Origin of the sequence: Cryobacterium sp. PH29-G1 (genome assembly GCF_030063365.1) — a bacterium.
Classification (GTDB): domain Bacteria; phylum Actinomycetota; class Actinomycetes; order Actinomycetales; family Microbacteriaceae; genus Cryobacterium.
Map to the genome: position 1 here is coordinate 204,385 of NZ_JASISY010000006.1, position 13,950 is coordinate 218,334.

Genomic DNA, 13,950 nt, shown 5'->3' on the forward strand with positions numbered 1-13,950 from the left:
GTCACTACTTGAGGCACTCGTTCAGCGTACGCTTGAACGGTTGCGAACAAACACAGCCCCCGCACCGCACACAGGAATCTGGCTACAGTGTGCGCATGAGTTCTGACGCGCAAATTCTGCCGGTCGATGGCCCGCACGGCACGCGGGAGGTGCGCCTGTCCAGTGCCGCCCGGGTGCTGTGGCCGGAGCCGAAAATCACCAAACTCGACCTCGCCCGCTACATCATCGATGTCGGCGAAGCGTTTGTGCGGGCCAACGGCGACCGTCCGGTGTCGTTGCAGCGCTTCAGTGGCGGGATTGACGGTGAGCAGTTCTTTTCGAAGAATCCGCCCAAGGGTGCGCCCGACTAGGGGTCTGACCAGTATTGGAACGGTGGTTGGCGCTAACAGTTGAGGTGCCGGTAGATGGTGGCTCGTGAGACGCCGAGAGCTTTGGCGATTTGAGTGGGTGTCTCGCCTCGTAGCCGTCGTGCCTGCGCTGCGGCGAGGGTGTCGGGGCTGATGACGGTGGGGCGGCCTCCGACCCGGCCATCAGCTCTCGCGGTCGCGAGTCCGGCGAGGGTGCGTTCGCGGATCATGTCGCGTTCGAGTTCGGCGAACGCGGCCATCATTGTGAAGAAGAACTTTCCCTCTCCTGTCGACTGGTAGGTGCCGGAGAGGGTGCCGGTCAGGATCTGGAGCTCGTCGTCGCGGCGCAGCAGCGGCACCAACACGCTCAGCATCGGCGCATGTCGCCTCCCTGCTGGTGCCGCCCTGAACTTCACAAGAGCCTTCGTCACGGCCGGTCCATAGGTCGGTGACCGCCTTGCCCTGAGCTTCACCACCTTGAGCTTCAACCCGGCCCGCAAGGCCGCACGTGCGTAGTCGCGATGCCACCCGGTCAGCTCGACCAGCTCGGTCAGGATCCGGCCGGTCCACGCTCCGGTACGCGAGCGCCTTCTTCTTCGCCACAGCCTGCCGTTGCGTCATCGTCAGCTCCATAGAAACTGGCGTATCCCATATCCATCGCTTTACTGCCGACCCACGCCGAAGCGGAGGTTTACGCGGAGGTTTCTAATGAGTCAACGCGGGGGAAGAGCAGGTGTGCAGGTGCCGCAGTTAGAGTAGGAAAACCTCAACCAAGGGATATCATGCGCTACCCACTCAGAGTTGTTCTAGCTTTCGGCCTCGTTGCTGCATTGGCGGGCTGCGCTGCCCCGCCTGTTTCCTCAGGCGGAAGCACCAACAGCACCACTCCAACGGCGCCTACGACAACGCCTGTCCCCGCACAGACCCAGGCATCTGAGCCGTCGCACCTGGTCATCTCCAGCACAGACATTAAAATCTATCTGCAGGATGGCTCACTCGCTGAAACGATCAATTACTTCGACCCAATTGACCCCGCTGTTGAGCGCCTCACGGAGCTGTTCGGAGCAGCGCCTGCGGTGAACACCTATGACGGCACCGGCGCTGCGGAATACGAATGGCCCGGATTTCGCTTAGGAACTGACGGGCCAGCGACGCCCATTATTGGGCCGGAGCTCTCCGTCCGCGCCACGGCGGCCGAGGTCAACAACATTCAGGTCGGGACCACAGACGGCACTCGGGTCGGCGAGGACCTCCGGCCCATCTCGGCGGCCGACCCCATGAACTCATCCGTCTATCCAAATGGCACAGGCGAAACGCTGTCCGTTAAGATCGGAATCGTTCCGGTCGAACCCGGCGACTCCGAGCGCGCGTTCTACACCACACTGAGCGCGGACCCTGCGGATGGCATCATCGATCAGATCCACGCACCCGGGAAGAACTTCGAGTAGCAGCTTTTGGCTCGCGGCTCTAACTCAAACCCCCCCCCGTAATGAAGTTGCGGGGGTTTTTGTGCTGCATCAGCTGCGACGTGAGGGCTACGGAACAGCGCATCTATAGTGGCTTTTTCAGTGCGAAGCCATATATTCTGTCAGGCTCCTCCTATCTGTTGGGTGAGCCGACTCGTTCCGGCCCGGGGGCTTTGAGAGAGTCGACGGACTAGGGCTCTAGTCGAGTTCTGCGTAGAGGTCGCCGAGGAAGGTTGGCGCACGGACATCGTCATAATCGCGTTCGGGACGGTACTCGGCAAAGATCAAAGTCACCGTTCCCACCTTGTCCACATCACTATTAACACAAGTGGGCGGGGCTTCAAGGTGCCGACCCACAGGAGCGAGGTCGGCGTCGAGCGAAGGACCGAGCTGCTCAGGATTCTGCAGACTGCGTCGAGTGCGAAGAACGCAATCGCCTTCACAGAGTCAAGGCAAGTCTCGGGCAATCGGTTCCAACCTCTGTAACCGGGAAGCTTCACGAGAAAGAGAATGAACCCGACAGGTGGAACGTCAGCGCCGCAGACACAACGCTGGAATACCACGATGAAGTAGCGCCCCGATTAGTTCCCTGTCCAGTCTTCCGCTCACTCCGCAAGTCTCCCATGGCGACGCACGCGCCCGGACCATGCCCAGCCGGGGCAGCCGCCGGGACCCGCAAACAGAACCGCTCCCTGCCCGTCTGACGAGGAAAAACCTGCGGCCGGCCGTCGCGTTATCCACGGCTGGGTGTCTCGAAACCTAAGTGCTTCATAACCCAGCGTTTTTGGACACCGGTCAGTCGTCGTCGCTCGAGGAGTCCGGGTCGCGGAGGGGGCGGAGCCGTTTGTCTTGAACGCTGGTGAAGGCGTATCGGCCGTGAACGTTGATGTGGGTATCGCCCAGGGGCGAGAGCCGGGCAACGTCGGCGTCATCGACGGGGTAGCCCTTGTCGCGGAGTGCGTTCAGGGCGGCGTCGATGTAGCGGGTGTTCCACAGGATGACGGCGTTCAAGACGAGGCCCAGGGTGCCGAGCTGGTCTTCCTGGCCTTCCCGGTAACGCTGTCGGAGTTCCCCGCGTTGCCCGTAGAAGATCTTCCGGGCGAGACGGTGGCGGGATTCCTGGGTAGTGAGCTGGACATGAATTTGTCGGCGATAGGTCTCGTCGTCCGGGTCGTACATTGCCAGCAGGTGCAGGGTCTTGGCGATGCGCCCGTATTCGGCGAACGCGGCACCCAGCGGGGTTGGATTGCCGTCACGGCCGAGCATCCGCAGGAGGTCGTAACCGGCGACAGCACCGTTGTGGAGGGAGCCGGCCACGCGGAGCATGTCCTCCCAGTGAGGTTCCATCCGATTGACGGACACCTTGTTCTTCGCGACTGGGCCCATGATTCCGTAGTCGGCCACCGGGGCGCCGGGCGTGGTGAGCCGCCAGAGCCGCTGGTCGGGCATGTCTGCCACTCGCGGGCTGAACTGATAGCCCAGGAGGCGGAAGAGCCCGAACACGATGTCGGAGTACGACGCCGTTTCGGTCGCGATCATCTCCGGGGCAGGGCCGCCGTCACGGTTCAGGATGACGTCGAGCACGTGCAGGGAGTCCCGCATGGTTCCGGTGACGACGACGGCGCCGATTCCTGCGACCTGGTCGTTGATCGCGTTCAGCCAGGTCACTCCTTGGCTGTGGCCGAAGTAACGGGGGTTCGGGCCGGCGTCGAGGGTGCGAACCGGGACAACGAATCGGAGCCCATCAACGGACGCGACGAGCCCACCACCCCACACCTGCGCGGTTCCTATCGATGCTTGCGCGTCGATGAGGCGCCCATTCGCGGCCGAGAGAGTCTCCACCCGGAGGTAGTTCTGGGCCACGTGGGAGAGCCTGCGCCGGTTCAGCGAGGGATGGCCATGTTTGACGACCGGCGCGAAACCGAGGTTACATCCCTCAGCGACGAGGACGGCAGCCATCGACAGCGCCAGGTCATTCAGCCGTGATCCCGACCGGCTCTCCGTCAAATTGATGTGCGTGAAATCGTCCAGATACCCGGTCCACGCGTGGACCTCCAGCAATACCTCGGGCAGGTCGACTCTCGGCATCATCCGCTCGACGAGCTCTCGGAGCGCGCTCAGGGACTCCGGTTCCGGGATGGGTTTGAGTTTCGTCAGGAATACGCGAGAACGCCCGTCGGCGCCGGTCTCGACGGTCAGTGGAGAGTTCTCATCCCCTGGCCCCTCACCCAGCCGTGTCGCGATCGACGTGTACGCGTCATCCAGCCGACCGGCGAGGTGTTTCATGTGCGTGCTGAAGGGGTCCGCCAGCTGGAGGGCTCTCAGCACGTCCGGCTTCGCGTTGGACCAGGCGTCCCCATCAAGCAGCTGCACCCGCGGGTCCCCCCAACGCCTGGATCTCAAAGCGAAGAGGTCACGGCGACGCAGAGCGCGATGCACAGCTTCGAGCACGCACAGCGTGTAAGCGCGATGATCCACCGGCCCATCATCGGCCGGGTCGGGAAAGATCAGGCGCCGCCAGGCGCCACCCACGACGTCATCGACGATCTCCGACCGCTCGACTCTTTTCCGCCCGACCAGGGCACCCAGCCCACGAACGGCCTGGAGCAGTGTTGCGCCGGCCTCGGTCGAACGCAGCGGCAGCGCCGAGGCGAACATCGACAAGAACGGTCTCACCGTCGCGTATCGCTTCACGAGCTGGGCCTGTTCCCGGGTGGGATCATCCTCGCCGAACGGACTGAGTTCGTCCACAACCTGCACCGCTGCCCTCAGCCGCTCCCGCATCCCCTCCGTGCCCAACAACTCCCACACCGCGGCGGCATCGATCTGTTCGCCCGGTTCGGCAACTTCCAACAACATTTTCGCCGCCGACGCCAACGTTACGGACGCACGGCGCAGCGCCGGCAACGACCGCATCTGCTCCTTGGCCACGGCCCTGTTCGCCGGACCGATCAGCTTCGTGGCCATCAGCACCGCGAACAGATCAAGGACGTCATCGACGGATGACACCTGCAGGGACGCCACCGTCGCGAAAACCGTCGCTCGCCTGCGCCGCTCGGACATTCGCCGCAACGTGCTTGCGTCAGCAGACAGGCCGTGCCTCGCCAGAACGTCCAGACGCCCGGGGGTGATCCCGGCCAGGTCAAGCGTGGACGCGCCCACCGCGGTTACCGCAGCCACCCTTTCGAGCGCCTTCACCATTTCCGGCCCCGACGCTCGGACCGGTGCCCGGCGAAGCTCCCCCAGCCCGGAAACACGCTCCTCTCGAACGCTGTCAACGAGAGCGTCAAGACGGGCAGCCAATCCGGCATTCATCCGATCGGACAGCAACGAGAACAACCTCTCGTTCGCCTCCGCCCGCGCCTCTGCGACCAGCCTCGTGACCAGGCTCACCCCCGGCAGGAGCACTTTCTCGCGCCGCAACCACGTCACGGCTTGATCGAACACAATCGTCGGCCGCTCCGTGCGCGTGGCCGTGCGCGCCGCCAGGAAGCCCGTGAACTCGCCCAGCACGACGGGGTCTGATGTGCGCCGATAGCCGTAAGCCTCCGCAATCTCCCACCCGTGCTCATACCCAGTCTTAGCCCGCACCGAATATTCCTCGAACACGGTAGGACCGGCGATTCCGAGCTGCCGTGACACGAACTCGACCACGTTCCCTGGGACATCCGTCGGGTCATCCAGAAAGCACCCCAGGTACCGCACCGTTCCGAGCTGGACAGCGAACCCCAACCGGTTCGCCGCGCCCCGCCGACGGCCAACGATCGTCAGGTCGTCGTCATCGAGAAAGAAGAACCGTTCAAGGTCTAGCTCCGATACCGACCCCACGAAACGGCCGTAAGCCCCCACCTGCGCATCACTCAGAAAATCAACCGGCACCATCCAACCGTAATGACCCGGAGCTACGGCTTAGCGCCAACCACCGTTCCAATACTGGTCAGACCCCGACTATGTGCGGGCGGTGCCGGTGGTCTACCCGAGCGGGCGTACGCATCCGCAGCTCGTGATCGACGAACCCGCCGCCGCGGTGTGGGCGGTGCAGATGAACACGATCGTGTTCCATCCCTGGCCGTCCCGGGCCGAACTTCCGGACAATCCCGATGAGCTGCGCATCGACCTGGATCCCCAGCCGGGAACGGGCTTCGCCGACACCATTCCGGTGGCCGTGGAGCTGAAGAATCTGCTCGCCGACGCCGGTCTCACGGCGTTCGTGAAGACCTCCGGTAATCGCGGGCTGCACGTGTTCGCGCCCATCACGCCGACGCGCGAATTTCTCGACGTTCGCCACGCGGTCATTGCCGCGGCTCGCGAACTGGAACGACGGATGCCCACCCAGGTGACCACGAACTGGTGGAAGGAAGAGCGCGGCGAGCGCATTTTCATTGACTACAACCAAGCCAATCGCGACCGCACCATGGCTGGCGCTTACAGCCCTCGGCCGCTGCCGCACGCACCGGTGTCGTGTCCACTGGAGTGGAACGAACTGGCCGAGGCCGACCCGCGCTCATTCACGATCCTCACGGTGCCGGATCGGTTGGGCACGCAGGGTGACCCGTGGGCGACGATGCACGAGCAGCCCGGCTCGATTGACACACTCTATTCCTGGTGGGAACGCGACCTCGAAAACGGGCTCGGTGAACTGCCGTTCCCGCCGGACTTTCCCAAGATGCCGGGGGAACCGCCGCGCGTGCAGCCCAGCCGCGCCCGCCGCCCGGAGTAGTCAGCCGTGCTGTTGAGCCGTGAGCTCTTCGGCCAGTTCGGCGTCGGTGCGAGCATCGATGATGCCCCACATCATGTGGGTGGGGCCGCTGCTGTCGCTCGGCTCCACGCGAGGGCGACTGGCCCAGCCGCGTGCGACGGCGTCGGCACCGAGGCGCTCGAGCGAGGCAGCCATGCGTGTTTTGCGAAACTTACCGGCCTGCACGCTGCCGTCGGGTGCCAGACGCCAGCTGCGCTTGTGGGCGATCACCCGACCGATTTCTTCGTCGGTGAGCCACCGCGAAAAGCTACGAGTGGGTGGGTCGACCGCGATCAGCTTCATGCCCACACTGTACCCGCCGCCAGCCCGCCACAAACGCGCTGTCAACTGGCCGTCGGCCTCGGAAACCTCGTCAGCGTGGCCGAACCGGGTAATAATCAACACCAGCAACCAACATCTGATCCGACGTTTAAGGAGAACCAAACATGAGCAGCCATCTCAGCCCGTACCTTAGCTTTCGCGACAACGCCCGTGAAGCAATGGACTTCTACCAGAGCGTCTTAGGGGGTGAAGTCGCCTACACGACCTTCGGAGAGTTCAACGCGAGCGAAGAACCGGCCGAGAACGACAAGATCATGCACGCAGAGTTGACGACTCCGAGCGGATACTCGCTGATGGCCGCCGACACCCCCGGCAGTATGGAGCTGTCCACCGGCAGCAGTGTCTCGATGTCGCTGTTCGGCGACGATATGGCCGAACTGACCGGGTTCTGGGAAAAGTTGGTGGTGGGTGGAACGGTCACGATGCCCCTCGAATTGGCTCCGTGGGGTGACACCTTTGGTATGGTGACCGATAAGTTCGGGACCGAGTGGATGGTCAATATCAGCGGCACGCCCGCCTCGTGAGGCAAAGATGAAAACATCGGCAACAGGCCTCGCTCGTGAGGCGAGCAACAGTACAGTTCTGCAACTGCTGGCTCGTCTGGGCTTCGCCGTCAACGGACTGCTGCATATCCTCATCGGAGTGATTGCGATCACCGTAGCGATCGGCGCAGGCGGCGGTTCCGCTGACCAGAGTGGAGCGCTGGGTCAACTCGCCTCGAGCCCTGGCGGGGTGTTTCTGCTCTGGACCGTTGTCGTGGGCCTGTTCGCCCTCGGACTGTGGCTGATTATCTCCGCTTTCATCATGCGGGGCGATCCCAAACGCAAGTGGTCGCGTCGGTTGACCAACCTCGCCAAGGCCATCGTCTATTTTGCTCTCGGCGCCACCGCGCTCACGTTTGCGCAGGGTGGAACAGCTGACTCCGCCAGCAGTACCCAGAGCGCCAGTGCGTCGGTCCTGGCATCGCCCGGCGGCGTCTTTTTGCTGTTTCTGGTCGGTGTAGGCGTGCTCGGTGTTGCCGGCTACTTCATTTACAAGGGGGCGGCGCAAAAGTTTAGGTCAGATCTCGCGGTGCCAAGCGGAACAGCCGGTCGCACCGTCATCGGGCTCGGCGTCGTCGGCTACATCGCCAAGGGAGTAGCCCTCGGCGTGGTGGCTATTCTCATCGGGGTTGCCGCGCTCACCCAGGATGCGAGTAAATCCACCGGGCTCGACGGCGCGCTGAAAGCGCTCGCCGCCCTGCCCCTCGGCATGTTCGCTCTAGTTCTGGTCGGTATCGGCCTGATCGCTTACGGCCTGTACTGTTTTGTGCGCGCTCGCCGCGCGCACCTGTAACGCACGGGACGAGTGGTGTGTATCCCAGGCGATCACGCCGCCCAGCACGACGAATGAGATCGACACCGAGGCGATAGCATCCGTTGCCCAGTGATAGCCGAGGTAGAGGCGGCTGATCGCGGCGAGTCCAATGCAGATAGCGGCGATGCTGAATCCGATGACGGCGGCCCGTTGGCTGGATCGCCGCGACACGATGAGGTAGGTGAGCACCAGCACGAAATCGGCGGCGCCAAGAACATGCCCCGATGGAAAAGAGAAGGAGTGGTCGGCGCCGAACAGCATGAGTTCGACCGGCGGTCGACTGCGGGCGATGAGCGGGGCCAGAATCTGAGCCAGGATGACGCCGGTGATCATGGCCAGTGCAAGGAGGAGGGGCCGCCAGGCGTGCTTGCTGGTGATGCCCCAGATGACAGTGAGGGCCAGCACAATAATCGGCAATGCGATCGGTCCGAACACAATCGCCAGGCCGATCATGATCGTGGTCAGAATCGGCGACCGGCCGTCGACCAGCCAGAGGCGAACCGGAGAATCGTAGACCGACGAGCGGTCCGGCTGCAGCACGTCGACGAGCACGATGGCGAAGAGCACGGTGCCGACGCTTACGAGGACGATCGCAATCAGGTTCAGACGTCGACGGTCGGTCGCGGTGAGGGGCCGCGGATCGTCCACGAGCTTGCGATACCGGGTGTGCCACCCCGGTGTAGGCCGGATATCGCTCATCTACGAATCCTTTCGGTCATGGTGGCTCAGTCGTGATGATGGCGTCGCTGTCGGCGTTCGCCGTCGAGTTTTGCTGCCAACGGCGCCCACAATACAACGGCAATGCCCACGCCGAGAAGAACTGCGCCGATTGTGTCGGTCAACCAGTGCGCGCCCAGATACGTGCGACTCAGCATCATGGCCACGGTATAGGCGGCGCCGAGCACCCAAACCCAGGTTCGAGCAAGAAGCAGGGCAAAAATTGTGGCCATAACGGCCGCGTTGGCCACATGTCCGGATGGAAACGATCCGAAATCAACGCTGACCAGAATGTCCTGCGGGCGGGTGCGACCGAACAGGTGTTTGAGCGCCTGAACGGCGCCGCCGGTGAGCATGCTCGCTGCGAGGAAATAACCAACTGCCCAATACCGCCGGACCAGGAGCAGCGCACCGACGATGAGTGCCGGGATCAGGAATGAGGCGGTGAGCCCGACGCCGAGATAGTTGAGAACCAGCGCTGGCGCATCCAGAGTCGGTCCGCGAAACTGATCGATCCAGACCATCCACGCTCGATCAAGGGCGAGGGATGTGCCGCCCGGGGAGTCGGCGGTGCTGCGCAGCATCACCAGGTAGCCAAGGCTGACGGTCAGAGCCAGCGCACCGAGACCACTGATCAGCGGCCATCGGCGCGCGACGCGTTTCGCGCGCGACGTGGCAGCGCGCTCCGGATGCTGATCGCTCACCATGGGGCAATGCTAGATCCTGCCGGCCTTAGTCGACGGCAATGTCACCGGGTGCTTTGTCGGGACGCCAGCCGCGCCAGGACGGCTGACGTAGTCGACCGGTTGCGGTCCATTCGGCAAATTCCACTTCGGCGACGAGGGTGGCACGCACCCATACCGCGCTCTCGGCATCCGCTCGGGGAATGTCATTGAACGGTGTGGTCTTGCGCACCAGCCGGGTCAGCCGAGAACGGATGTCGGTGAGGTCGCGCTCTGCAAACCCCGTGCCCACTCGGCCGATGTAGCGCAGCCCGGTCTCGGTTGGCACGCCGAGCAGCAGTGACCCGATCGTGCCCGACCGGTTGCCGCGGCCGGGGCGCCAGCCGCCCACGACAACTTCCTGGGTGCGAAAATGCCTGATCTTGACCCAGTCCCGGGATCGTCGTCCGACGCTGTAGCGGCCATCCAGCCGTTTGGCCATGACTCCCTCCAGACCAAGCTGGTAGCTGGTCTGAAATGCCTCGGCGAAGTCGCCGTCGAAGCGTGGCGGCACGTGCACTCGGCCGGTGGCAGTCACTGATGACGCTAATCGGTCTCGGCGCGCGCTGTAGGTCAGCCCGGTGAGCGAACGACCGTGCTGTTCGAGCAGATCGAACAGCATGTATTGCACCGGGGTTGTTTTCGCCGCCGATGCCACTTCGCGGGCCTCGGTGAGTTTCATGCGCGTCTGGAGCAACCCAAAATCCGGGCGTCCGCGCTTGTCCACGGCCACGATCTCACCGTCGAGCACCGCGGTGGCCAGCGCAGGATGCACCCGTGCATCCACCCGTGCATCCACCCGTGTATCCACCCGTGCATCCACCCGTGTATCCACCCGTGTATCCACCCGTACATCCACCCCGGCGTCCACTACGGCATCCATCACGGCATCCGTCTCAGTATCGACCCCGGCCGGCATCGATCGAAGAGCGGTGAGCAGGTCGGCGACGAGATCGGGATACGACACGGTCACATCATGCCCGTTGCGGGTCACCAGGCGCACACTCTGCTCGGGCAGCGATACGTACGCGAGGGCTCGCATGCCGTCCCACTTCATTTCGAACGCCCAGCCGTCGTCGTCGAGATCCGCTTCGGAACCGGGGGCGGCGAGCATGGGGGAATAGGGGTTCTTCGGCGGTGCCTCACCGATGTGCGCGGCGATGCTTCGGGAAGTGGTGCGGGTCCCGCCCGAACCCGAGCTGTTCGTTTTCATGCGGTGGATCAGCCAGTTGTTCGCCGGCTTGGCACCGGAACGTCCGTCGCTCGTGCGAATCAGGGCAAATCGGGCGGTGCCGCCGAGACCGGCGCCCGGTTCGCCATGGAGGGTCACAATAATTTCGTCATCCCGCCATTTCTCCAAGTCGTAGTCGCCACGGTCCCAGATCGACACGTCGCCCGCACCGTATTCTCCTACCGGAATATTTCCCTCAAAGCTGCCGTACTCGAGCGGATGATCCTCCACGTGCACGGCGAGTCGATTTTGGGCGGGGGAGACCGGTACGCCGCGGGGGAGTGCCCAAGATACGAGCACCCCGTCATGTTCGAGTCGAAAGTCCCAGTGCAGGCTGCGGGCATGGTGCTCCTGAATGACGAAACTTCGGCCAGCCGATTCAGAAGCGACGGTGCCGGACGGAACCGGCTCGGGCGTTTTGCGGGCATCTCGCTTGTCGCGATATACAGTGAGCCGGTCCGGTGTGACGAGCTCAGCTGTGCCGCTGCCAGACGTGCCGGCAGCGTGCTCAAATGAGCCCGTCGTCAGCACGGCGAGGGGATCCTCCCGGCTTTTCAGACGAGCGAGCACCTGCTTGTAGTCGAGCTGCGCGAGATCGGCCGAGGCCAATTCCTTCCAGGTGCGCGGGGTCGCAACCATCGGGTGGCTGCGCCCCCGCAAGGAATACGGCGTGATGGTGGTCTTGGCGGCGTTGTTCTGACTCCAGTCGACGAACACTTTTCCCGGGCGCACGCTTCGCTTCATCTCGCTCACCACCAGATCGCGGTGGTCGGCTTCCAGAGCACGCGCCAGTTCGTGTGCCACTCCCGAAACCTGATCGGAGGTATAGGAGAGATCGAGGGCAGCGTACAAGTGGATCCCCTTGCTGCCGCTGGTCACCGGCAGCGGTTGCAACCCCATATCCTGCAGGATCGAGCGCGCCAACCGGGCCACCTCCGCGCACTCGAGCAGTCCCACTCCTTCGCCTGGATCGAGGTCGAGCACGAGTCGATCGGGATGGCGCGGGGTACCGGTGCGGCTGAACTGCCACTGCGGCACGTGAATCTCCAGGGCGCTCATCTGGGCGAGCCAGGTGAGGGTGGCGAGGTCGTTCACCAGCGGGTAGGAGTTCACATGGTCTTTGTGCTGGATCTCGCGCCGTTTTACCCAGCTCGGCGTCGACGGTTCCAGATTCTTCTGAAAGAACATCGGGCCGGGGTTCTCGGCCGTTCCGACACCGTGCACCCAGCGTTTGCGGGTGGCCGGGCGATTCGCCGCGTGGGGGATGAGTACGTCGGCGATTGCCGCGTAGTACGCCAGTACGTCGGCCTTCGTTGTGCCGGTCTCCGGATACAGCACCTTGTCGAGATGGGTGAGCGTAATCCGGCGACCCTCCACGGAGACCACCTGGCTGCTGGCGTTCATGGCTCAACTCTGGCGCGAAAATCACCGGTCTGCTAGGAGACGAATGTGCCGTTCGGGTGTGTACTGGTTGCATGAGAAGCATCTGGACCGGTGCGATCACCTTCGGGCTCGTTAACGTGCCCGTGAAGGTGTACAGCGCCACCGAAGACCACGACGTCTCCCTGCATCAGGTGCACGATGCCGACGGGGGACGCATCCGCTATCAACGCCGGTGCGAGATTTGCGCCAAGGTCGTTCCCTACGACCACATCAACAAAGCCTTCGACGATGGCGATCAGACCGTGGTGCTCACCGCAGAGGACTTCGCGGCGCTGCCAGCCGAGCACAGCAAGGAAATCGACGTGGTCGAGTTCGTGCCGAGCGACCAGATCGACCCGATCATGCTCGACAAGAGCTATTTTCTCGAACCCGATGGCAAATCGTCGAAGGCATACGTGCTGTTGCGGCGCACGCTTGAGGCCACCGATCGCACGGCTATCGTGCATTTCGCGCTGCGTCAGAAAACTCGACTTGGTGCGCTGCGTGTGCACGGCGACGTGCTCATGCTGCAATCCCTGCTCTGGGACGACGAGGTTCGCGAGGCAAAATTTTCATCCCTCGATGAGCGGGTGAACATCAGCGCTAAAGAACTCGACATGTCAGCCGCATTGGTCGAGTCGTTCGCAGCCGATTTCGCACCGGATGCCTTCAGCGACGATTACCAGGACGAGTTGCGAGCGCTCATCGAGTCCAAGCTGACCAGTGGCGACGCGGTGTCGACCGAAGCGACGTTCGGCCAGGCCGAGGATGAGGGCGAGGGCGGCGAGGTTCTCGACCTCATGGAGGCGCTGCGCCGCAGCGTCGAGGCCAGTCGCGATCGGGCCAAACCCAAAGCAAAGAAGTCGCGTTCGGCTTCCTGAGGCGTGCGCCCGGCTAGGACTCTTCGATCTAAAGCGCCCGGCTGGGACCGTTCGATCTGCGGCGGTTCGATTCAGGATCGTCCGATCGGCCGTGCCGTGCCGTGCCGTGCCGTGCCGTGCCGTGCCAACTGCTGTGATATGTCGCGGGGGGCTGGGTTAGAACGGTGGGGGGCTGCTGCTGTTGTTGTGCGGGGTGGCTGTGCGGTTGGGTGCACGGTTGGGGGTGTGGTTGGGTGCCCAGGGGTCGTGGGGCAGGGGGATTGGTCCGATGACGGGTTCTGCGGGTGGTGGGGGTGGTTCGGTGTGTGGGGGTTTGGGTCTGATTCGGGTGGCGGGGTCGGTGGCGTAGTGTTTGCCGGCGGGGCTGGTCCAGGTGAGGGTGCCGTCGGGGGTGCCGGTGACGGTCCAGTTGCTGAAGTGTTTGAGGTTGTGGTTGGCGGGGCAGAGGTGGGCCAGGTTGGTGGCGGTGGTGGGGCCGCCGAATTGTTTGTCGCGGGTGTGGTCGAGGTCGCAGTTGCGGGCGGCGCGGTTGCAGCCGGGGAAGCGGCAGGTTCCGTCGCGGAGTTGGAGGTATTTTTTCAGCGCGGCGGGCACGCGGAACGGGGTGGCGCTGACGTCGAGCACGATGCCGGTGTGGGGGTGGGTGAGGATGCGTAGGAAGCTGGTGGCGGTGCCGGCGAGTTTGCGGGCGGTTTCGGGGTCGATGGGTCCGTAGCCTTCGAGTTCGC

General features: G+C 63.7%; 11 protein-coding genes and 2 pseudogenes. 6 read left to right on the forward strand and 7 right to left on the reverse strand.

Features of this window, described 5'->3' with window-relative positions; translation table 11 throughout:
• Positions 1–95 precede the first annotated feature (95 nt).
• Positions 96–347, forward strand: a pseudogene (gene ligD / locus QMK22_RS10480) (non-homologous end-joining DNA ligase LigD); the annotation flags it as partial.
• Between the two features lie 35 nt (positions 348–382).
• Here the strand turns inward: ligD (QMK22_RS10480) and QMK22_RS10485 are convergent.
• Entirely contained in the window at positions 383–721 is a 339-nt protein-coding gene (locus QMK22_RS10485) for a recombinase family protein (RefSeq protein WP_283497579.1), read from the reverse strand.
• A 408-nt stretch (positions 722–1,129) separates the two neighbouring features.
• Here QMK22_RS10485 and QMK22_RS10490 point away from each other — a divergent pair, with 408 nt between their 5' ends.
• Entirely contained in the window at positions 1,130–1,795 is a 666-nt protein-coding gene (locus QMK22_RS10490; RefSeq protein WP_283497580.1) for a hypothetical protein, read from the forward strand.
• Between the two features lie 813 nt (positions 1,796–2,608).
• On the opposite strand, the gene QMK22_RS10495 is transcribed toward QMK22_RS10490, so the two are convergent.
• Positions 2,609–5,692, reverse strand: coding sequence for a Tn3 family transposase (locus tag QMK22_RS10495; RefSeq protein ID WP_283497581.1), 3,084 nt, complete (start codon positions 5,690–5,692; stop codon positions 2,609–2,611).
• A gap of 64 nt (positions 5,693–5,756) precedes the next feature.
• Here QMK22_RS10495 and QMK22_RS10500 point away from each other — a divergent pair.
• Positions 5,757–6,533 (forward strand): annotated as a pseudogene (locus tag QMK22_RS10500) (DNA polymerase domain-containing protein); the annotation flags it as partial.
• Here QMK22_RS10500 and QMK22_RS10505 read toward each other — a convergent pair.
• Entirely contained in the window at positions 6,534–6,854 is a 321-nt protein-coding gene (locus QMK22_RS10505; RefSeq protein WP_283497582.1) for a hypothetical protein, read from the reverse strand.
• A gap of 143 nt (positions 6,855–6,997) precedes the next feature.
• Here QMK22_RS10505 and QMK22_RS10510 point away from each other — a divergent pair, with 143 nt between their 5' ends.
• Together QMK22_RS10510 and QMK22_RS10515 are read left to right on the forward strand one after the other, a co-directional pair.
• The gene (locus tag QMK22_RS10510; RefSeq protein ID WP_283497583.1) at positions 6,998–7,417 is read left to right on the forward strand and encodes a VOC family protein; all 420 of its coding nucleotides are present in this window, start codon (positions 6,998–7,000) and stop codon (positions 7,415–7,417) included.
• Positions 7,418–7,424: 7 nt separating this feature from the next.
• Positions 7,425–8,228 carry a DUF1206 domain-containing protein gene (locus QMK22_RS10515; protein ID WP_283497584.1) on the forward strand — a complete coding sequence of 268 codons (804 nt, stop codon included), beginning with the start codon at positions 7,425–7,427 and terminating at the stop codon, positions 8,226–8,228.
• On the opposite strand, the gene QMK22_RS10520 is transcribed toward QMK22_RS10515, so the two are convergent.
• Genes QMK22_RS10520 through ligD (QMK22_RS10530) form a run of 3 tightly spaced genes read right to left on the reverse strand, consistent with a single transcriptional unit; the run spans position 8,154 to position 12,323 of the window.
• Positions 8,154–8,948: a phosphatase PAP2 family protein gene (locus QMK22_RS10520; RefSeq protein WP_283497585.1), complete on the reverse strand. Its 795-nt coding sequence runs from the start codon at positions 8,946–8,948 to the stop codon at positions 8,154–8,156. The genes QMK22_RS10515 and QMK22_RS10520 overlap by 75 nt on opposite strands.
• Positions 8,949–8,974: 26 nt before the next feature.
• Entirely contained in the window at positions 8,975–9,673 is a 699-nt protein-coding gene (locus tag QMK22_RS10525; protein WP_283497586.1) for a phosphatase PAP2 family protein, read from the reverse strand.
• A 25-nt stretch (positions 9,674–9,698) separates the two neighbouring features.
• The gene (gene ligD, locus QMK22_RS10530; RefSeq protein WP_283497587.1) at positions 9,699–12,323 is read right to left on the reverse strand and encodes a non-homologous end-joining DNA ligase; all 2,625 of its coding nucleotides are present in this window, start codon (positions 12,321–12,323) and stop codon (positions 9,699–9,701) included.
• Positions 12,324–12,394: 71 nt separating this feature from the next.
• Here ligD (QMK22_RS10530) and ku point away from each other — a divergent pair, with 71 nt between their 5' ends.
• Positions 12,395–13,222, forward strand: a complete 828-nt coding sequence (gene ku / locus QMK22_RS10535) for a non-homologous end joining protein Ku (protein WP_283497588.1) — start codon at positions 12,395–12,397, stop codon at positions 13,220–13,222.
• 156 nt (positions 13,223–13,378) lie between these two features.
• Here ku and QMK22_RS10540 read toward each other — a convergent pair.
• On the reverse strand, positions 13,379–13,950 hold a 572-nt coding region (locus QMK22_RS10540; protein ID WP_283497589.1), incomplete at its 5' end, for an HNH endonuclease signature motif containing protein.

Bases quoted from the DNA above. Each gene is read 5' to 3' on its own strand.
- QMK22_RS10490 (WP_283497580.1), top strand. From the start codon at position 1,130: ATGCGCTACCCACTCAGAGTTGTTCTAGCTTTCGGCCTCGTTGCTGCA.
- QMK22_RS10525 (WP_283497586.1), bottom strand. From the start codon at position 9,673: ATGGTGAGCGATCAGCATCCGGAGCGCGCTGCCACGTCGCGCGCGAAA.
- ku (WP_283497588.1), top strand. From the start codon at position 12,395: ATGAGAAGCATCTGGACCGGTGCGATCACCTTCGGGCTCGTTAACGTG.
- QMK22_RS10515 (WP_283497584.1), top strand. From the start codon at position 7,425: ATGAAAACATCGGCAACAGGCCTCGCTCGTGAGGCGAGCAACAGTACA.
- QMK22_RS10485 (WP_283497579.1), bottom strand. From the start codon at position 721: ATGCTGAGCGTGTTGGTGCCGCTGCTGCGCCGCGACGACGAGCTCCAG.
- ligD (WP_283497587.1), bottom strand. From the start codon at position 12,323: ATGAACGCCAGCAGCCAGGTGGTCTCCGTGGAGGGTCGCCGGATTACG.
- QMK22_RS10510 (WP_283497583.1), top strand. From the start codon at position 6,998: ATGAGCAGCCATCTCAGCCCGTACCTTAGCTTTCGCGACAACGCCCGT.
- QMK22_RS10520 (WP_283497585.1), bottom strand. From the start codon at position 8,948: ATGAGCGATATCCGGCCTACACCGGGGTGGCACACCCGGTATCGCAAG.
- QMK22_RS10505 (WP_283497582.1), bottom strand. From the start codon at position 6,854: ATGAAGCTGATCGCGGTCGACCCACCCACTCGTAGCTTTTCGCGGTGG.